The sequence below is a fragment of the Aquimarina sp. AU474 genome (genome assembly GCF_900312815.1).
Classification (GTDB): Bacteria; Bacteroidota; Bacteroidia; order Flavobacteriales; family Flavobacteriaceae; genus Aquimarina.
The window spans coordinates 1,052,103-1,072,089 of record NZ_OMPE01000009.1 but is presented as its reverse complement, the minus strand read 5'-3'; the positions used below and the strand labels follow the sequence as shown (position 1 = coordinate 1,072,089).

The window sequence follows — 19,987 nt, the reverse complement described above, 5'->3', positions numbered from 1 at the left end:
TTATTGTAACGAGAAATGATTCTCATTATCCTATTAACCATTAATAAATTTCAAAAATGTCAACTAATATAACACCTCAAGATTTAGAAAAAGTAGTTCCACAAGCTGAAGATTTTTTACCACTTTTAGGAACCGATTATGTAGAGTTATACGTAGGCAACGCCAAACAAGCAGCATACTATTATCAGAGCGCATGGGGGTTTCAGCCTGTAGCATACGCAGGATTAGAAACTGGTAGAAAAGACAGCGTTTCTTACGTCTTACAGCAAGACAAAATAAGATTAATATTAACTTCTCCTTTACAACCTGATGGAGACATTAACAAGCACATTAATGCTCATGGAGATGGTGTAAAAGTTGTTGCGCTTTGGGTTGATGATGCCACAAAGAGTTATGAAGAAACTGTAAAACGTGGTGCAAAGTCCTATATGGAACCTACCGTTGAAAAAGATGAACATGGAAGTGTTGTCTTTTCGGGAATCCACACCTATGGTGAAACGGTACACATTTTTGTAGAACGTAAAAATTACAAAGGCGTTTTCTTACCTGGTTATATGCCATGGAACAAACCATACAAAACAAAAGATACAGGTCTTAAGTTTATAGATCATATGGTGGGTAATGTAGGTTGGAACGAAATGAATAAGTGGTGTGAGTTTTATGCCAAAGTTATGGGTTTTGCACAATTAGTATCATTTGATGACAAGGATATCTCTACAGAATATACTGCCTTGATGAGTAAAGTTATGAGTAATGGAAATGGACGAATCAAATTTCCTATTAATGAACCTGCCGAAGGAAGAAAAAAATCTCAGATAGAAGAATATATCGATTTCTACAATGGTGCCGGTGTGCAACATATGGCTCTAGCCACCGATAACATTATCGAAACCGTAGCCGAATTACAACAGCGAGGTGTTGATTTTCTTACAGTACCTGCCAGTTATTACGAAACCGTATTAGATAGAGTTGGTGAAATTGACGAAGATCTTGCTCCCTTAAAAGAATTAGGAATTTTAATTGATCGTGATGATGAAGGATACCTCCTTCAAATTTTTACAAAACCTGTATTAGATCGACCAACTATGTTTTTTGAAATTATACAACGAAAAGGAGCTCAATCTTTTGGTAAAGGTAATTTTAAGGCATTGTTTGAGGCCATAGAAAGAGAACAAGAACAACGAGGAACTCTATAAAATCACAAAAAGAGTTGATTTTTAATTATTCTAAAAAAGAGCGTTAATATCCTGATAAAATTGAAATATTATAAGTTTTAGTCTAAATTTTTGTTAAAATTCATAATAAAAAAACGTTTTCGTTTGATAATTATTCAAAAAAGTTGATTTTTGCATCATGAGTGGAGTGGTTACCACTTATATCTAAAACAATAATTATTCTCATAATTTAAGTTTTTAGTTGGTTAATAAAAGTAAAAAAGAGAGCTGTGGTGGCTCTCTTTTTTGTATTATTTTTCATATTTTGGTAACGGTATTCATTTTTATGTCTTCACATTAAATGGTACTTTTGGAATGGATATTGCGAACACCTATTTTAATAATAGATTTACGTTAAATATTAACAACCCAAACTATGAAAAAGTCAATCTCTTTATTATTAATAATACTAAGCACTTTTCCTTCTTTTGCCCAAGAAAAGCATAAGGCTTTTGATTCTGGAGAATGGTTTAAGTTTAGAATTCATTATGGTCCATTTACAGCTAGTTATGCTACTCTTGAAGTTAAGGATGATACCATTGGTGACAAGTCTGTATATCATGTAGTAGGTGCGGGTAAATCTACCGGTTTGTTAAGCGTATTTTTTAAAGTTGAAGATTATTATGAAACCTATATCGATAAAAATGAAGTTAAACCCTACCGTTTTATTAGAAAAATCAACGAAGGTGGGCATACCAAGGATATAGAAATAAACTTTGATCACCAACAAAGCGAAGCATTAGTTTTTAATAAAAAATACAATACCAAAAAATCTTTTCCTATCAAATCTAATGTACAGGATATGATGTCTTCGTTTTACTATTTGCGTAATAGCATCGAAACATCTTCATTAAAAAAGGGAGATGAACAATTTGTAAACATGTTTTTTGATAACGAAAATTATAATTTCAAATTAAAGTTCTTAGGAAGAGAGGTCATTAAAACTAAAATGGGTAAAATTGCATGTTTAAAATTTAGACCTTACGTTCAGGCAGATAGAATCTTTAAGGAAGAAGAAAGTATGACTGTGTGGGTAAGCGACGATGATAATCGCATGCCAGTAAGGATTAAAGCAGATATATTAGTTGGCTCAATAAAAGCAGATTTGGATGCGTTTAAAGGACTTAAACACCCATTTAAAATTATAGTAGATAATTAAATGAATGACGAAGGCATAAAACCAGAAATTGCAGAGAAAATAAAGCAATTAGAAAAAAAATTCAAAAATTCCGGTCAGGACTTAGGGTCTTATCTTGATGGATTACTTCACGACAGATATTTGACATATTGGGATTATATCCATTTGGACACCCTATTAAGTTTACAGATTCCAAGAACGCATTTTCCTGATGAAGAGATCTTTATCACGTATCATCAAATCACAGAGCTTTACTTCAAACTCATCATTCATGAGTTAAAGCAAATTATAGATGATAAATTACAAAACGCCAAATTTTTTACCGCCAAGCTAGATCGAGTAAATCGTTATTTTAGAGTGCTAATCAATTCCTTTGATGTAATGATTAAAGGGATGGATAGAGAGCAATTTTTAAAATACAGAATGTCTCTTTTACCAGCTAGTGGTTTTCAATCTGTTCAATTTCGATTAATCGAAATTTATGCCACTCCACTAGTTAATCTGGTAAATACCAAAGAAAGAACTCAGTTTTCTGAAGAGGACCCTTTAGAAGAAGTTTTTGAGCATTTATACTGGAAATCTGGCGCTACAGATATAGAAACGGGTGAAAAAACACTTACCTTAAAACAGTTTGAATATCGCTATACCCCAAGAATGATGCGTATAGCAAAACAAGTACAACATACCTCAATATCTCATAAATATCTGGAACTGCCAGAAAAAGAGCAAAATAATGTGCACCTTATCGAAGCATTACGTACTTTTGACACCAATGTGAATATTAATTGGTTATTAATGCACATGGGGGCCGCTTTTAGATACCTTAACAAGGATAAAGGAGAAGTATTGGCTACTGGGGGAACAAACTGGAAAAGTTTTTTACCTCCTAGTTTTCAAAGAATTATGTTTTTCCCTCATTTATGGAGCGAAGAAGAAAAAGAAAACTGGGGTCAGCAATGGGTTACCCATCAATTTAATAGCACTAAATAAAATTGTCGTCAGTTGAAACAAATAGGTTACTTACTATTACTTGTTATAGTAGTATTTTCATGTAAAAAAGAAAAAAAAGAAGCTAAAATTGTTGTTCCTGAAAAAGTTGAGGAAGAAAAAGCACCTCCGGTACTTATGGAGTATGGCTATGTTCTCAATGATTTCAATGTTGTAAAAGACACTATCCGATCAGGAGATAGTTTTGGAGCTATCATGGATAATCATGGGATAACTAGAGCTAAAGTATTTGAGATTACCAATAAAATCAAAGACACCTTCAATGTAGCCAGAATTCGAGCAGGCAAACCCTACATGCTGCTTAAATCTAAAGACACCACCGAAAAAGCACAGGTGTTTGTATACCAAAACAACAAAATAGATTATACTGTCATTGATTTCAGAGATAGTATCATTGTTAGCAAAAAAAAGAAACCAGTAAAACTTGTTGAAAAAACCGCTTCTGGAGTTATCAATAGTAGTCTTATGCAAACTTTTGACGATCTGGACCTTAACTTTTTGGTTGCATATAACATGTCTGATATTTATGCATGGACCATAGATTTTACCAGACTTCAGGCTGGTGATCGTTTCAAAGTAATGTATACAGAAAAATTTATCGACGACACCATTCCTGCAGGAATTGATCAAATAAAGGCATCCTACTTCGAGCATCGCGGTAAACCTATATATGCATTTAGATATCAGGATGATTCTATTAATGGAGGTTTTGATTATTTTGATGAAGAAGCCAACAACCTACGAAGAGCTTTTTTAAGAGCTCCAGTAAAATTTAGCAGAATTTCTTCACGATACAATCTTAGACGAAGAATTAAATATTATGGTAATAAAATAAGGCCTCATCGAGGTACTGATTTTGCCGCTCCTATTGGGACTCCCATTTTAGCTACCGCAGATGGTATTGTAACAAAATCCGAACGAAGAGGAGGTAATGGTAAATATGTAAAAATAAGACATAATGCCTCTTATGATACTCAATATTTACATATGAGTAGACAAGCCGTAAAAGCTGGACAATTTGTTAGACAAGGAGATGTAATAGGGTATATCGGCATGACCGGAAATACCAGTGGTCCTCATGTTTGCTATAGATTCTGGAAAAACGGAAAAGAAGTAGATCCTTTTAAACAAGACCTGCCAGCATCCAAACCACTTGCTGATAGTCTTAGACCAGCGTTTAATAACCACATTGAACCCTTAAAAACAACACTGGACAGCATACTATTTGAACCAAAAGAAATTTTATAAAAAATGACATTACCAACTATTAATCCCACCACCACAAAAGCCTGGGAAGCATTACAATTACACTTTGCCGACATAAAAGATAAACATCTCAAAGATCTCTTTAAGGTAAATCCTGATAGAGCAGATCATTTTTCGATCTCTTTAAACGATTTTTATGTAGACTATTCAAAGAACAGAATAGATGAAACTACCAAAAAATTATTAGTAGATCTTGCTAAGGAAGTTAAATTAGACCAGGCAATTACACAGTATTTTAAAGGAAATACTATTAACCAAACTGAAGAACGAGCCGTATTGCATACAGCGTTAAGAGCTCCTTCAGATTACACTGTTGAAGTAGATGGTAATAATGTAATTCCTGAAGTTGATCAAGTAAAAGAAAAAATAAAACATTTCAGTCACCAAGTGATTTCTGGTGAGTTAAAAGGATATACTGGCAAACCTTTTACAGATATTGTAAATATTGGAATAGGAGGGTCAGATCTTGGTCCAATGATGATTACAGAATCTTTGGAGTTTTATAAAAATCATCTAAAGACACACTTTATCTCTAATGTAGATGGAGATCATGTGCATCAAAATTTAAAAGATTTAGATCCAGAAACCACTCTTTTTGTTGTTGTATCTAAAACATTTTCTACTCAAGAAACACTTTCTAACGCTACAACAGCCAGAAATTGGTTTATCCAATACGCATCAAAGGAAGCCGTTGGTAAGCACTTTGTTGCGGTATCCAGTAATATTCCTAATGTTACTAATTTTGGCATAAACCAAAATAACATCTTCCCGTTATGGGACTGGGTAGGAGGTCGTTTTTCACTATGGAGTGCCGTTGGATTATCAATAAGTTTATCTGTCGGATATGATAATTTTGAAGCTCTATTGCATGGAGCTCATGAAATGGATGAACATTTTAAAACCGCTCCTTTTGAAGAAAATATCCCAGTTATTTTAGGAATGTTAAGCATTTGGTATAATAATTTTTTTAATGCCGAAAGCGAAGCTATTATTCCGTATTCTCAATATTTACACCGATTACCAGCTTATTTACAGCAAGGTATCATGGAAAGTAATGGTAAAAGTATTGATCGCAATGGCAACCCTGTCAATTATCAAACCGGAACTATTATATGGGGAGAACCAGGAACCAATGCACAACATGCATTTTTTCAATTAATTCATCAGGGCACAAAGTTAATCCCTGCAGAATTTATAGGTTTTAAGAATGCCCTATTTAAAGACAAAGATCACCATGATAAACTAATGGCCAATTTCTTTGCACAAACAGAAGCGTTGATGAATGGTAAAACCAATAATGAAGTGCGGGAGGAGTTGGTTACAAAAAAACTATCAGGGAAAAAAATAAACCAACTCGCTCCTTTTAAAGTATTTGAAGGGAATAAACCCACAACAACACTCCTAATAGATCAATTAACCCCAAAGAGTTTAGGGGCTCTAGTATCTATGTACGAACAACGAATTTTTGTTCAAGGTATCGTATGGAATATATTCAGTTTTGATCAATGGGGAGTTGAATTAGGTAAGCAATTAGCTACAAAAATTTTATCAGAAATTAACAATTCCGCTACTTATCAACACGATTCTTCTACAGAAAATCTTTTAAAACGATATTCAAAATAATTTACAAAAAATCCTTGTAAGAGGTAATTACAAGGATTTCTTTCTACTTTGAACTCTTCTTTTTTGTTAAAGTTGCAGTATTTAAAACTAAATTAATTAACATAATTTTAGTTAATAACTTTTGAATATCTTCAACCCATTGACTACCAATATAATCCACAAATACTTTTACTTTAATACCGTACAAATTTTGTGAAAAACTCTTAACGTTAAGATAAAGTAGATTTCCATAAAGATTTGTTCATTTGCACGGATTAATTAACTCAATTATTTATAATGAAAAAGATTACATTTTTATTAGTTGTAATCCTTATAGCATTCGTTGGGGAGACGTTTGCACAAGGGGTAACAAAATCTTCTATTAACGGTAAAGTAACCGATAATTTGGGAGCAGCACTTCCAGGTGCTAATGTGATTGCAATCCATGCCCCTTCAGGGACTAAATATGGTGCAATAACAGATTTTGATGGTTTTTATCGAATTGCTAACATGAGAACAGGTGGACCATACCGTGTTACTATAACATATGTTGGTTTTCAAGGTTACATTAAAGATGGTGTGTTTCTTCAATTAGGAGATTCTCAAAACATGAGCACTCAATTAAAAGAAGAGGCTAATGCTCTAGAAGAAGTGGTTATTACCGCTACAAACAATGGAGTTTTTGATTCTGGTAAAACTGGTTCAGAAACTACAGTTACTGAAAGACAAATTAACTCGCTACCATCTGTGTCAAGATCGGTTGCAGATTTCGTAAGAATTACTCCACAAGCGCAAATTAGTGAAGGAGATGATGGTTTTTCTGTTTCTTTAGCTGGGCAAAATAATAGATACAACGCATTATACATCGATGGTGGTGTAAGTAATGATGTATTTGGTCTTGCCGGTTCAGGAACAGATGGTGGACAAACTGGTGTAAATCCTTTTTCGATTGATGCGATCGAAACATTCCAGATTAATATTGCTCCTTTTGATGTGAGACAATCAGGATTTTCTGGAGGTGCTATTAACGCCATTACCAGATCAGGTACAAACCGTATTGAAGGTTCTGCTTATACATATTTCAGAAATCAGGATCTTGCAGGAAAAACTCCTCCAGACCTTGTTGATGAAACTGCTGGTGAATCAAGAGAAAAGCTTGCTGATTTTTCTGCCAACATCTATGGTATTAGAGTTGGAGGTCCAATCGTAAAAGATAAATTATTCTACTTTGTTAACTACGAAAGAGAAGAGAGAGAAACACCTCAACCTTTTAACTTTAGTAATTACCAAGGAGATTCAGATTTAGCTGCTATCCAAGGTCTTTCTAACTTTTTACAGACTACTTACGGATATAACCCAGGAGGTTTTGACAACAATACCAGAACACTGGATAGTGATAAATTCACTGTTAAATTAGACTGGAATATTGATGACAATAATCAATTAAGTATAAAACATAACTTTGTTAAAGCCGACAACTTGGAAGCTAGAAATAGCGGAAACAGAAATATTGGTTTTATCAATGGATCTGAGCTTTTTAAGAGTACAAAAAATGAAACTACTTTAGAATTCAGTTCTTCAATTGGTAACTGGGCATCAAACAACCTACTTATAGGTTATAAAACGGTAAGAGATGATCGTGATCCTTCTGGAAATCCATTTCCAACTGTAGATATTAGAGATGGTGGAGGAACTATTAGTTTTGGAGCAGAACCTTTTTCTACTGCAAACTTATTAGATCAAGATGTAGTAAACATTGCTAATAATTTTGAAATTTATAGCGGAAAGCACACTATTACTCTTGGTACGCAACACGAATTCTCTAAAATAAAGAACTTGTTCTTTGCTTTTAACTTTGGAGATTATACTTTTAATAGTGTTGATGACTTCTTTAACAACATTATAGATGAGTACCAAAGAGGGTATTCTCTACTTGCTGATACAGGTACAGGTGATGCATCTTCAGGTGCTTCAGAATTTAAACTATACCAGCCAAGTTTCTACGTTCAGGATGAAGTAAATATTTCTGACAACTTTAAGTTTACAGCGGGTTTAAGAGTTGATGTACCTATTTTTGATGAAGGCTTAGTAAATGATGATTTTAATACGAGAACAATCCCTCTTCTTGAAGCAGCTGGAAAAGATCTTCAAGGTGCTCAAGTTGGTAAAAAAATAAGACCTTCTGCACACATATCTCCACGTATTGGATTTAACTGGGATGTAAGAAATGACAAAACTACTCAAATAAGAGGTGGTTTAGGAATCTTTACTTCACGTATTCCTTTAGTATGGCCTGGTGGTTCATATAACAATAATGGTATCACTGGTGGATTTACTGGTGGATTTAATCTAGATCCTTCTACAATTGTTTTCAACCCTGATGTAAACCAACAACCAGTTGCTGTTGCTCCAGGTACCGGAGGAGTTGCCGGAAATATTGATATTTTCGCTCCTGATTTAAAGTTACCTCAGGTAATGAAGTATAACATCGCCGTGGATCAAAAATTACCTATTTGGGGATTGATTGCTAGTGCAGATTTCTTATACACAGATGTTATTACTAACATTTTTTATGAGAACTTAAACATAGATGGACCTGTTGGAAACCTTGTAGGTGCAGACAACAGACCATTTTACAGTGATAGTTTTGGAGATAGATTAGATACAACATATGGTAGAATTATTCTTGGTTCTAACACAGGAGAAGGTTTCTCTTACAACACTTCATTTACATTAAGAAAGCCTTTTGATAATGGTTTCCAAGGAAGTGTAACATATGCTTATGGTGAAGCTGAATCTATTTTTGATGGTACTTCATCTCAAAACAGTTCGCAATGGAGAGGTATTCAAACTGTAAACGGTAAGAATTCTGATTTACCAACATCTAGATCAGATTTCTCTCAGGGATCTCGTTTTACGGCTAACGTAAGTTATGAAAAAGAGTATGCAGGATTTATGAAATCTACAATTTCTTTATTCTACGAAGGTACTCAAGGAGCTCCTCACTCATTTGTGTACAGAGAGGGAAGAGATTTATTAAATGACGATTCTAGAGATAATGCATTAATCTATATTCCTAGAGATGCTTCAGAAATCACTTTAGTAGATGGAGAAAATGGATTAACATCTGCAGAACAATGGGCTGCTTTAGATGCATTCATTGAAGGAAATGATTACTTAAGAGGTAGAAGAGGTCAATATGCAGAGCGTAATGGCGATAGAGGACCTTGGAGTCATACTATTGATTTAAAATTCTTACAAGATTTTTATATCAATACCGGAGATCACAAAAACACGCTTCAACTTTCTTTAGATATTTTCAACTTCACAAATCTTTTAAACAAAGATTGGGGAAAACGTAAGTTTATTCCTAGAAATATCGGGTTGCTAGAAACTGAGCAAGCTGGTCCAAATCCAGAGTTTAGTTTTAACCCTGCTTCTTTTGAAGACGGAATAGAGCAACTAGACGATCGTGGATTACAATCTTCAAGATGGCAAATGCAAGTTGGATTACGTTATATATTCAACTAAGATCATATAAAATCAAATACAAAAAACCTCATTCGATAGCTATCGAATGAGGTTTTTTTATTCTTATTACTTACCTTTGGATAAACTAAACACATCATTATGTACGACGCAATTCAAATCGTTCACTCCTATTGGGCTTATCTTGTATTACTAGTTGTTACTTTGGCAACAATTAATGCACTTATTGGTTTTTTTACCAAAAGAGAATATGCTCCAAAAGATTTTAGAGTTTCCTTATTTGCACTTATCGTATCACATATTCAATTACTTATTGGAATTCTAATTTTATTCTTATCCCCATTAGTAGTATGGTTTTCTGGCACTCATAAAATGGGAGAGATCATGAAAGATCCAACACTTAGGTTATATAATGTAGAGCACCCTCTAATTATGATCTTAATGATTGTTTTTATCACCATGGGGTATTCAAAACACAAAAAGAAATTGACCTCTACACCTAAGTTTAAAATGCTAGCTATTTTCTATACAATTGCATGGATTTTGATGTTATCTCGCATTCCTTGGGCTAATTGGTTTTAAGGTTTAAAGTTCGCGAAACCTGTTCGTAGAGCATTTTATACCCTTGACTAACCTCTCACACATCTAACCCTACTATTTAAGAACCAAAAGCAGTTAATACCAACTTGCGTGAACCGCCATAATCACGATGTTCACAAAGGTAAATTCCTTGCCATGTTCCCAGGTTAAGTTTTCCGTTAGTAATAGGTATTTGAACCGAATTGCCCATTAGAGAAGCTTTGATATGAGCCGGCATATCATCTAGCCCTTCATACGTATGTATGTAATATGATGCATTCTCAGGGACCATTACATTCATATGGCTCTCGAAATCTTGCCTCACTGTTGGATCGGCATTTTCATTTATTGTTAGACTCGCAGAAGTGTGTTTAATAAATACCTGAAGTTGCCCCACTTTAATAAGTTTAATTTCTGAAAAACTTCTCAGTATTTCATTTGTAATTAAATGGAAACCCCTTGAAAATGGTTGTAAATGTATTTCCTTTTGATAAAATGTCATTTTTAGATCTATTTTAAAATACGTTGATCGTCATAAGTATGTTGAAAATATTTAAAAACACACCCTACATCTAAAATAATATTATCTTCACATAAATTCACTTAGTTTTAAAACAAACTCCTATACCTTTACCATTATTAAATAATAGATTACTATGGATTTATCCCAAATTAAACTGGTTGCTACCGATATGGACGGCACATTATTAAACTCTAGAGGAGAAGTGAGTCGCCACTTTTTTGAACTTTTTGAAGAACTCAATGATCTTGGAGTCACTTTTGTCGCTGCTAGCGGAAGGCAATATTATAGTATAATTGATAAACTAAAGCCTATTAAAAATGATATTTATGTAATTGCAGAAAATGGTGCCCTAACTATGTGGCAAAACCAAGAATTACAAACCACAGAAATTGACCGTGACACCTATTTGGAGCTATTAGATATTACTCGAAAATTAGAAGGGTCCCAGGTAATTTTATGCGGTAGAAAAAAAGGATATATTGAGAATTATGGTCAAGATTTTGTGGATATGTTTAGCGAATATTATGGAAGATATGAAATTGTAGAAGACCTAGCCGAAGTAACTGATGACACCTATCTTAAAATAGCAATTTGTAATCAAAAAGGTTCTGAAAAATACCTGTATCCTGCTCTAAAACATCTTGAAAACAGATTAAAAGTTAAAGTGTCTGGAGAAATCTGGTTAGATCTTTCTCATAATCTTGCCAATAAAGGACACGCATTACAACAGCTCCAATTGAAACATCAGATTTTACCTGAAGAAACCATGGTGTTTGGAGATTATAATAATGATCTTGAGATGATGGGCGTAGCAACTTATAGCTTTGCCATGCAAAATGCACATCCAAATGTTAAGGCTGTAGCAAACTATACTACCAAAAGCAATAATGATAATGGAGTAGAGTATATTTTATCCAAAATGATCGAAGCCAAAAAGGCTACAATTATTTAAGTATTACATAAGTAATGGCGACCTAAGAAATACTAGCAAGAACAATTGCTATCAAAAAAAAGTATACATAAATAGGCACTCGGGTTGGTGAAAAATTTTGCATAGTTAGTTGAGTTTAGTACACTACTTTAAAGATTAAACAAATATTTAAAGTAGCTTATGTTTGGGGTTATACTTACATCAAATATACACATTCTTTAGTAAAAAACAGCAATTAAACCCAATAAAATACTTTTAAACGATTTTTTTTAATGCAAATAGAAGTATAATTCCTACACTCTAACTTAACGATACTGCCACGTTCAAGGCGCGTTTACTATAATGTTTTTTAATCATTTAGTTTGAGTACCGCCATAAATGCTTCTTGTGGAATCTCTACATTACCTACTTGACGCATACGTTTTTTACCCTTCTTCTGTTTTTCTAGTAGTTTTCTTTTACGAGAGATATCACCACCATAACATTTGGCAGTTACATCCTTACGCAATGCTTTTACGGTTTCACGAGCTATAAATTTAGCCCCAATTGCCGCCTGTATAGGAATATCAAATTGTTGGCGAGGAATTAATTCTTTCAATTTCTCACAGATCTTTTTACCAATATCATAAGCATTATCTTTATGTAATAATGCCGAGAGTGCATCTACAATATTTCCATTAAGTAGTATATCCACTTTTACCAACTTGGAAGCACGTAAACCTATCGGAGTATAATCAAAAGAAGCATACCCTTTGGATACCGTTTTTAAGCGATCATAAAAATCAAAAACAATCTCGGCCAGTGGCATATCAAACGTAAGCTCTACACGCTCTGTAGTAAGATAGGTTTGATTGGTGATTTCCCCTCTTTTTTCTATACAAAGAGACATTACAGATCCTACAAAATCAGATTTAGTAATAATTGAAGCTTTTATATAAGGTTCCTCTACCCGATTCATGGACGAAGGATCTGGTAAATCTGATGGGTTATTAACGATGATAATATCATCAGGATTCTTATGAGTAAATGCATGATACGATACGTTTGGAACCGTAGTAATTACGGTCATGTTAAACTCACGCTCTAATCGCTCTTGAATGATTTCCATATGCAGCATACCAAGAAAACCACATCTAAAACCGAAACCTAACGCAGCAGAACTCTCCGGTACAAAAACTAAAGAAGCATCATTAAGTTGCAATTTTTCCATAGATGAACGAAGCTCTTCATAGTCTTCAGTGTCTACAGGATAAATACCAGCAAATACCATAGGTTTTACATCTTCAAAACCTGCAATAGCATTTTGAGTAGGTGTTTTTGCATCTGTTACCGTATCTCCTACTTTTACTTCTCTTGCATCTTTAATCCCCGTAATCAAGTATCCTACATCTCCAGTTTTAACTACTTGCTTTGGCACTTGATTTAATTTTAAAGTACCTATCTCATCTGCAAAATAATTTTTACCTGTAGCCACAAATTTAATCTGTTGCCCTTTTCTGATTTCGCCATTTACAACCCTAAAATAAGTTTCTACCCCTCTAAATGGATTGTAAACAGAATCAAAGATCAAAGCCTGTAAAGGTTCATCAGGATTACCATCTGGTGCAGGTATACGTTCTATCACCGCTTCTAAAATTTCTTCGATCCCTATACCTGTTTTGGCACTAGCGGGGATTACCTCTTCTGCATCACACCCTAAAAGATCAACAATATCATCTGTTACTTCTTCGGGATTCGCACTTGGTAAATCCACTTTATTTAATACCGGAATAATCTCTAAGTCATTTTCTAAAGCCAGATAAAGATTAGAAATTGTTTGTGCTTGTATACTTTGCGCGGCATCAACAATCAACAAAGCGCCTTCACAAGCTGCAATCGAACGAGAAACTTCATAAGAAAAATCAACATGGCCAGGAGTATCGATAAGGTTTAAAATATACTCTTCACCTTTATATGTATACTCCATCTGGATTGCGTGACTCTTGATAGTGATCCCTCGCTCTCGCTCCAAATCCATACTATCCAGCAGTTGTGCCTGTGCTTCTCTTGCGGTTACTGATCCTGTAAAATCCAATAATCGATCTGCCAGTGTACTTTTACCATGGTCAATATGCGCAATAATGCAAAAATTTCTTATGTGCTTCATTCTTCTTTTTCAAATAAATTTTAGGGCATGATCCTAAGGGATCGAGCTTTCTGTTTCAATTCCTTACATTATTTACCCTTTAATAAACCAGGATAATACTACTAAGGTGTTTTTCTACAAATACATAGCATTCATGATTTCCTAATCGATATACATCAATACTTACTTCATCATGCAATTTTCACTCTGCTAATGACTTGCAAATATAATTGATTTTACAAGCTTTATATCATCTGATATAGATTTTTAAGCTTGTAGTGCCTTGAAAGCTTCAGTAGGTTTGTTATTATTCGTATTTTTGCCAAAAAAATATTGCTTTGGCCAAGATAGGAGATATAGATGTTGGAGAATTTCCGTTATTACTTGCACCTATGGAAGATGTAAGTGACCCCCCATTTCGCGCATTATGTAAAGAACAAGGGGCAGATGTGGTGTATACCGAATTTATCTCTAGTGAGGGACTAATTCGTGATGCGGCCAAAAGTGTAATGAAATTAGATATTTACGAAAAAGAACGCCCAGTTGGAATACAGATTTTTGGAGCCAATTTAGAATCAATGCTTAAATCTGTAGAGATTGTAGAGGCATCAGGCCCCGATATTATCGACATTAACTTTGGCTGTCCTGTAAAAAAAGTAGTTAGTAAAGGTGCTGGAGCGGGCATTCTTAAGGATATCGATCTTATGGTATCACTTACCGAAGCCATGGTAAAACATACCAAATTGCCAGTTACAGTAAAAACGCGCTTAGGTTGGGATCATAATTCGATCAAAATCGTAGAAGTGGCCGAGAGAATACAAGACGTAGGAGCAAAAGCAATTGCTATCCATGGTCGTACTCGTGCACAGATGTACAAAGGTAATGCCGATTGGAAACCTATTGCCCAAGTAAAAAACAATCCTAGAATGCATATCCCAGTTTTTGGTAATGGTGATGTAGATACACCTGAACGAGCTATGGAAATGCGTGATCAATATGGACTCGACGGTGCAATGATCGGTCGTGCCAGCATAGGGTATCCCTGGTTTTTTAAAGAAGTAAAGCATTATTTTGAAACCGGAGAACACTTGCCTCCTCCCACTATAGAAGAACGAGTGATTGCAGCACGAAGGCATTTACAAATGGCGATTGACTGGAAAGGAGAGAAATTAGGCGTGTTTGAAACCCGAAGACATTATACCAATTACTTTAAAGGAATTCCACATTTTAAAGAATACCGTACCAAAATGGTCACTAGTGATCATCCCAATGATGTATTTGCAGCTTTTGACGAAGTGCAGCAAAAATTTGCTGGGTTTGAATTTGTATAATAGCACCTCTTTGTAGAGAGAAATACAATACACCGATATTAATCTAACTTACTAATTTTTGATTAATTCGACTTGAGGCTAATACAGATGCAATAAATCCTATTGCTGTAATTGTAAAAAACACAACCACAAAACTCATTGAAGTAATACGTGTAGGATATGGTAATGATGGTGTAATCATTAATAATCCAAACTGTTGTTGCAGTACAATGATGATTAAACCTAATCCTAACCCTAATAAAGCGCCCAGAACAGTCATCAATGCCCCTTGAAACAAAAATATCTTCCTGATACTGCCCAAAGAAGCACCAATACTATATAATGTTTTTGCATTATTTCTCTTATCTATAATCATCATAATAATGGCTCCTGCCACATTAAACAAAGCAATTATAGCAATTAAAGTAATCACCAGATAAGCAACTAGATTTTCTGTATTGAGCATTTTATATAGAGTATCATTAAGCTGTACTCTATTTTTTATAAGCACTTGGTCATTAAAGACTGAGAGCAATTTTTGTATGACTACTTCTTCATCTACGCCTGGAGAAAGTTTAAACTCCAGATGAGTCACTTGGTCATTAGGTAAATCGAGTAGTTTTCGTGCTAATCCAGTAGTTGCAAAAATGTACTTTTTATCCAAATCGTCATTTAAACTATATACTCCTATATTAACCACTTTTTGTGTTCTAAATGCTTTAGACGGATCGCTAGGAATACCCTTGCCCGGTTTTGGCACATAGATACTTAGCAAGTTTGTATATGTTGGCTCTACCGTCATGCTCAACTCTCGACTAATCCCATTACCTGCGACTACCTGATAGTCATTACCCTGTAGCCACTCTCCAAATACTACAATACTATCAGTCTTTATAACCTTATTATAGTTAGCGTCTACTCCTTTTATAAATGCTGCCTTTTGTTTATCTCTGAACTCTAAAAAAACACGTTCTTCAATAATTTCAGAATAATGGGCAATCTCTTTTATTTTGTCTAATTTTTCTCTTTGAGATGAAGTAACTGTAAATGTCTTACCACTAACCGGATACATTTTAAGATCCGGATCAAAATAAGTAGAAAACTGAAGGCTAAAATCTTTTAATCCAGCAAATCCAGATAACACCAAAAAAAGTGCCATGGCGCCAATAACTACACCTGCAGCTGCAATAATAGTAATGATATTGATAGCATTACTACTTCCTGGTGAGAACAAATATCGCTTAGCGATGTAGTACGAAAAATTCACTTCTTTTTACGTCTTTCCAAAAGGTCAGGATTTTCAATAGGGTTTTCTTTTCCTTTCACCGCTTTTTCGAGATTAGAAATATACTCTAATGAATCATCGATAAAATAAGACATTTCTGGCGTGCGTCGCAATTGGTTCTTGGTTCGCTGCGCCACTTGATGTTTAATTTGTGATTTTACAGCGTTAACCTCTTTCAATACGTTTTCTCCTTCTTTATGAGGAAAAACACTCATATACACTTTTGCAATAGAGAGATCCGTAGTAACACTTACTTTGGTAACAGAAACCAGAATCCCCTGTACTCCTGCTTCACGTAATGCATGTTGTATTACATCGGCCACATCGCGCTGTAATACTCCTGCAATTTTTTTCTGTCTGTTTGTTTCCATAGGTGCAAAAATACATATTAATTGTACTTTTACCGCAAAGAGATAAAAGTATATTATGAACCATATCAATAAAATAGAACATCTAGGGATTGCCGTAAAAGATATTGAGAAAGCAAATACGATATATGAGCAACTTTTGGGTGTGGCTCCTTATAAACAAGAAGCCGTTGAAAGTGAAGCTGTAATCACTTCTTTTTTTAAGGTAGGCGAAAGTAAAATAGAATTACTAGGCAGCACATCAGAAGATGGACCCATAGGTAAATTTATTGCCAAAAAGGGAGAAGGCATACATCATATTGCTTTTGCGGTTGATGATATCGAAAAAGAACTTGATCGATTAGAAAAAGAGGGGTTTAGAATCATTAATAAAACGCCCAAACGCGGTGCAGATAATAAGCTCGTTGCCTTTGTACACCCCAAAAGTACGAATGGGGTTTTGGTGGAGTTGTGCCAAGATATAAATTAACATAAAAAATGTTTGGCGTGTATTAGTCAAATCCTTAAATTTGCCGTCCGTTTCGGGTCCCATAGCTCAGCTGGTTAGAGCACCTGACTCATAATCAGGGGGTCCTTGGTTCGAGCCCAAGTGGGACCACTTTAATAATCAAAGAGTTACGATTGTAAAATTTCGTAACTCTTTTTGTTTTTAATCCTGTTGCCCACTTTCTGTGGTTTATCACCAACCCATACGATCTTACTTATTCTATTGATAAACAACTGTATATAATTGCAATACGTTAATTTACCTTACATATTTCTATCAGATAACCGATTTATTACTCTGTAATACGAAGTCCTAGAGAAACCAAAATCCCCACAAACTGTATCCATATTTTTATCTATATCAGGATTTGTTTGTAAATACCTTTTTATCTTCTAATGCTTTTTGAATAGTTATCAAACGAAATAGTATGTTTTCTCATAAAACAATACTACCATGCTGCTTTCTGAATTGTTTCGTTTCGTTCTGGTTGAATAAGCGTAGTTTTAATATTCTTGATTTTATAGTATGTATAAATGTTCATTATAAAAAGTTACTAAAAATAATTTCAGGCTAGGTTCTGATACACCTAAAAAAACTGCTTGATCTGGATTATCAAGCAGTTTTATTCGTGAAAGATAAAAAAATATTAAAACCCTATTCCTCCTCCATTGCAACTCACAGCCGTTACATAGATAGTGGCATAACTACTTCCAAAGGAATTAGTAGTTTTTAAGGTAACTCGATAATTACCCGTTCTATTTGTTATCATGGTAATTTCCTGACCGGGAGACACAAAGCGATCAACATAAAGATCTGATGAATTAGAAGTCAGTTCATAAGTGTCTGCTCCGGGAGATACGGGAAGCATATACCGATCAGATTGCACAAATACATTTGTACAAATTGTAGGGTCGGGGTTTCTGGTATATGCTCTAGGCAAACCAACCCATGGGAATAGATACTCTATAGCAGTGATATCTCCAGAACTGAAATTGTTAATTGTACAAGCTTGTCCGCCATTCATGACTGAACTATTGTCAGTTGTAGATGTTCCAGGAATTAAATCTCCAAAAGTTTGATTCGTATGAGTAATTCCAAGATTGTGACCAAGTTCATGTTGTACATTAGAAATTCTCATATTTTGAGTAATACTCTTATTACAATATAAATTCGAATTGAAATCAGGATTTACCCAAATTCCAACTCCAGGCAATCCATTCGCTGATGGAAATTCCCCCATTCCAAAAACATTACCCGCCAAAGCAACATTAGGGTCTTGAGAATCATACATAATTTGGATATGAGCACTTGCCTGAGAACTTGTAATATTCAATCTCAAAGGGGAATTTGAAACTGCATTCCACCGATTGATTGCATCCCTGGAAGCATTCCTCCAATCAGTATTCATACCTGGATTGATGAAAACATTCACAGTATTAATAGTAACCGAATTAGGATGTCTTCTCTGTTTAGTGTTTTCATTTGAAGGGGAAAGATATTTTTTGTTTTTGTAAAAAACGATATCTCCATCTACTACATAATAATCCCCTTTGTCTTCAATATCGTCTTTAGAAAAACCCCAATCAGATATAGTCTTCAATACCGAATCATCATGCTGAACATTTTCTGTTTCAAAAAGATCATCTTCCGAACATGAAATAGGAACAACAATAAATAAGCTGATAAAAAATAATTTTTGAAATAACTTTTTCATTTTAAGAGTAATTTAAGTTATACCTTACCTTGTTTTGAAGGAGTGGTCAGGTTAAATTTTTCTCCTTATTTAATATATAAATTGGCTTCACTAAGATAACGAAGAAATCATTAAATAATTGATCTTTATAACTTTGCAATCTAAACTTTAACGCTTTAGATCTTAATCAAATACTGTCTAGATCAAATACCCTGGATAGGTTACTTATTTTCTTATGGATGTCATAATTTGCCGTCAACACTTCGGTTTTTTTCTTATTGGTTTGCTTTAATAAGATTTAACCAAGAAGTTACTCATAATCAGGGAGTCCTTGGTTCGAGCCCAAGTGGGACCACAGGTTATAAAAAGTTGTTTCTTTTATTAGAATCAACTTTTTTGTTTTTAGCTCACCTCGCATAATTAGGTCATGTTTTTATGCACTACACAACAAGGTCTCAATATTTAAGAATTTTCACCCTCCCAGTTCTATAAAAAAATGTTTTCGAAACAAGTCATCAACTTTATCAGGTGTTAGTGGTTTTTGAATAACATCAATTACATGGCGATGCTGTAGCGTTTTTTTGGATTCGTTCTTATTCTTCGAATCTGCCAACATAATAATTTTAATGTTACGTATGATTTTAATATCTAAGGCGGTAAATTTAGTTAAGAATTCTACACCATTCATAGATGGCATATGAGTGTTGAGTAGTATTAAATCTGGTTTTAGTGTAGGATTTTGTTTCACTTTTTTCAAGTATTCCAAAGCTTCTACACCACTGGCAACTTTTTGTATGTTACCTAACTCACAATATTTTAACAGGCGATATTGATTCAAAAAATTATGAGATCTATCTTCATTAATAAGAAGTATGCACTTAATTATTCCTTTCATCTGTCCTACTCAATTGATATAACAAATAAAAAAAATAGTAGCAAAGAACATAATTTGCATATCATAACACTTTA

Annotated in this window: 16 protein-coding genes and 1 tRNA gene; 11 read left to right on the top strand and 6 right to left on the bottom strand. The window is 34.2% G+C overall.

All coding sequences use genetic code 11. The features are described from left to right. Positions 1–56: 56 nt before the first annotated feature. The 7 genes from hppD to DK508_RS18115 all read left to right on the top strand — a co-directional run bounded on the left by hppD (position 57) and on the right by DK508_RS18115 (position 10,299). On the top strand, positions 57–1,196 hold the full coding sequence (gene hppD, locus DK508_RS18145; RefSeq protein ID WP_109302198.1) for a 4-hydroxyphenylpyruvate dioxygenase: 1,140 nt from the start codon (positions 57–59) through the stop codon (positions 1,194–1,196). 394 nt (positions 1,197–1,590) lie between these two features. Then, a complete protein-coding gene (locus DK508_RS18140) occupies positions 1,591–2,373 on the top strand; it encodes a DUF3108 domain-containing protein (RefSeq protein WP_109302197.1) in 783 nt (260 codons plus the stop codon). Continuing rightward, complete coding sequence (locus DK508_RS18135; protein ID WP_109302196.1) at positions 2,374–3,342, top strand: tryptophan 2,3-dioxygenase family protein; 969 nt, start codon at positions 2,374–2,376, stop codon at positions 3,340–3,342. It begins immediately after the preceding gene. 12 nt (positions 3,343–3,354) lie between these two features. Then, on the top strand, positions 3,355–4,608 hold the full coding sequence (locus DK508_RS18130; RefSeq protein WP_235016433.1) for a peptidoglycan DD-metalloendopeptidase family protein: 1,254 nt from the start codon (positions 3,355–3,357) through the stop codon (positions 4,606–4,608). A gap of 3 nt (positions 4,609–4,611) precedes the next feature. Continuing rightward, positions 4,612–6,249 carry a glucose-6-phosphate isomerase gene (pgi, locus tag DK508_RS18125; RefSeq protein ID WP_109302195.1) on the top strand — a complete coding sequence of 546 codons (1,638 nt, stop codon included), beginning with the start codon at positions 4,612–4,614 and terminating at the stop codon, positions 6,247–6,249. 276 nt (positions 6,250–6,525) lie between these two features. Further along, positions 6,526–9,759 (top strand): TonB-dependent receptor, encoded by a 3,234-nt coding sequence (locus DK508_RS18120; protein WP_109302194.1) that lies wholly within the window; start codon positions 6,526–6,528, stop codon positions 9,757–9,759. Positions 9,760–9,858: 99 nt separating this feature from the next. Beyond that, positions 9,859–10,299 carry a hypothetical protein gene (locus DK508_RS18115; RefSeq protein ID WP_109302193.1) on the top strand — a complete coding sequence of 147 codons (441 nt, stop codon included), beginning with the start codon at positions 9,859–9,861 and terminating at the stop codon, positions 10,297–10,299. A gap of 76 nt (positions 10,300–10,375) precedes the next feature. Here DK508_RS18115 and DK508_RS18110 read toward each other — a convergent pair whose 3' ends face one another. Continuing rightward, positions 10,376–10,798: a secondary thiamine-phosphate synthase enzyme YjbQ gene (locus DK508_RS18110; RefSeq protein ID WP_109302192.1), complete on the bottom strand. Its 423-nt coding sequence runs from the start codon at positions 10,796–10,798 to the stop codon at positions 10,376–10,378. Between the two features lie 154 nt (positions 10,799–10,952). On the opposite strand from DK508_RS18110, the gene DK508_RS18105 reads away from it, so the two are divergent. Further along, the gene (locus DK508_RS18105; RefSeq protein ID WP_109302191.1) at positions 10,953–11,771 is read left to right on the top strand and encodes an HAD family hydrolase; all 819 of its coding nucleotides are present in this window, start codon (positions 10,953–10,955) and stop codon (positions 11,769–11,771) included. Positions 11,772–12,099: 328 nt separating this feature from the next. Here the strand turns inward: DK508_RS18105 and lepA are convergent, their stop codons facing one another. Next, positions 12,100–13,896 carry a translation elongation factor 4 gene (gene lepA, locus DK508_RS18100; protein ID WP_109302190.1) on the bottom strand — a complete coding sequence of 599 codons (1,797 nt, stop codon included), beginning with the start codon at positions 13,894–13,896 and terminating at the stop codon, positions 12,100–12,102. Positions 13,897–14,213: 317 nt separating this feature from the next. Here lepA and dusB point away from each other — a divergent pair, with 317 nt between their 5' ends. After that, positions 14,214–15,206, top strand: a complete 993-nt coding sequence (dusB, locus tag DK508_RS18095) for a tRNA dihydrouridine synthase DusB (protein WP_109302189.1) — start codon at positions 14,214–14,216, stop codon at positions 15,204–15,206. A 43-nt stretch (positions 15,207–15,249) separates the two neighbouring features. On the opposite strand, the gene DK508_RS18090 is transcribed toward dusB, so the two are convergent. Both DK508_RS18090 and rbfA read right to left on the bottom strand, forming a co-directional pair. Beyond that, the gene (locus DK508_RS18090) at positions 15,250–16,452 is read right to left on the bottom strand and encodes an ABC transporter permease (protein ID WP_109302188.1); all 1,203 of its coding nucleotides are present in this window, start codon (positions 16,450–16,452) and stop codon (positions 15,250–15,252) included. Beyond that, positions 16,449–16,841: a 30S ribosome-binding factor RbfA gene (gene rbfA / locus DK508_RS18085; RefSeq protein ID WP_109302187.1), complete on the bottom strand. Its 393-nt coding sequence runs from the start codon at positions 16,839–16,841 to the stop codon at positions 16,449–16,451. Before rbfA ends, DK508_RS18090 begins: the two co-directional genes overlap by 4 nt. Positions 16,842–16,905: 64 nt before the next feature. Between rbfA and mce the strand changes: the two genes are divergently transcribed. Next, complete coding sequence (mce, locus tag DK508_RS18080; RefSeq protein ID WP_109302755.1) at positions 16,906–17,307, top strand: methylmalonyl-CoA epimerase; 402 nt, start codon at positions 16,906–16,908, stop codon at positions 17,305–17,307. A 55-nt stretch (positions 17,308–17,362) separates the two neighbouring features. Further along, a tRNA-Ile gene (locus tag DK508_RS18075) sits at positions 17,363–17,436 on the top strand. A gap of 535 nt (positions 17,437–17,971) precedes the next feature. Here DK508_RS18075 and DK508_RS18070 read toward each other — a convergent pair. Together DK508_RS18070 and DK508_RS18065 are read right to left on the bottom strand one after the other, a co-directional pair. Beyond that, entirely contained in the window at positions 17,972–19,039 is a 1,068-nt protein-coding gene (locus DK508_RS18070) for a M57 family metalloprotease (protein WP_109302186.1), read from the bottom strand. 451 nt (positions 19,040–19,490) lie between these two features. Continuing rightward, positions 19,491–19,913 carry a response regulator gene (locus DK508_RS18065; protein WP_109302185.1) on the bottom strand — a complete coding sequence of 141 codons (423 nt, stop codon included), beginning with the start codon at positions 19,911–19,913 and terminating at the stop codon, positions 19,491–19,493. Between the last annotated feature and the right edge of the window lie 74 nt (positions 19,914–19,987).

What these genes read in the sequence shown, in the direction of transcription:
- DK508_RS18110 (WP_109302192.1), bottom strand. Translation starts at nt 10,798, where the DNA reads ATGACATTTTATCAAAAGGAAATACATTTACAACCATTTTCAAGGGGT.
- rbfA (WP_109302187.1), bottom strand. Translation starts at nt 16,841, where the DNA reads ATGGAAACAAACAGACAGAAAAAAATTGCAGGAGTATTACAGCGCGAT.
- DK508_RS18135 (WP_109302196.1), top strand. Translation starts at nt 2,374, where the DNA reads ATGAATGACGAAGGCATAAAACCAGAAATTGCAGAGAAAATAAAGCAA.
- pgi (WP_109302195.1), top strand. Translation starts at nt 4,612, where the DNA reads ATGACATTACCAACTATTAATCCCACCACCACAAAAGCCTGGGAAGCA.
- DK508_RS18140 (WP_109302197.1), top strand. Translation starts at nt 1,591, where the DNA reads ATGAAAAAGTCAATCTCTTTATTATTAATAATACTAAGCACTTTTCCT.
- DK508_RS18105 (WP_109302191.1), top strand. Translation starts at nt 10,953, where the DNA reads ATGGATTTATCCCAAATTAAACTGGTTGCTACCGATATGGACGGCACA.
- DK508_RS18115 (WP_109302193.1), top strand. Translation starts at nt 9,859, where the DNA reads ATGTACGACGCAATTCAAATCGTTCACTCCTATTGGGCTTATCTTGTA.
- DK508_RS18070 (WP_109302186.1), bottom strand. Translation starts at nt 19,039, where the DNA reads ATGAAAAAGTTATTTCAAAAATTATTTTTTATCAGCTTATTTATTGTT.
- DK508_RS18120 (WP_109302194.1), top strand. Translation starts at nt 6,526, where the DNA reads ATGAAAAAGATTACATTTTTATTAGTTGTAATCCTTATAGCATTCGTT.
- hppD (WP_109302198.1), top strand. Translation starts at nt 57, where the DNA reads ATGTCAACTAATATAACACCTCAAGATTTAGAAAAAGTAGTTCCACAA.
- lepA (WP_109302190.1), bottom strand. Translation starts at nt 13,896, where the DNA reads ATGAAGCACATAAGAAATTTTTGCATTATTGCGCATATTGACCATGGT.
- DK508_RS18065 (WP_109302185.1), bottom strand. Translation starts at nt 19,913, where the DNA reads ATGAAAGGAATAATTAAGTGCATACTTCTTATTAATGAAGATAGATCT.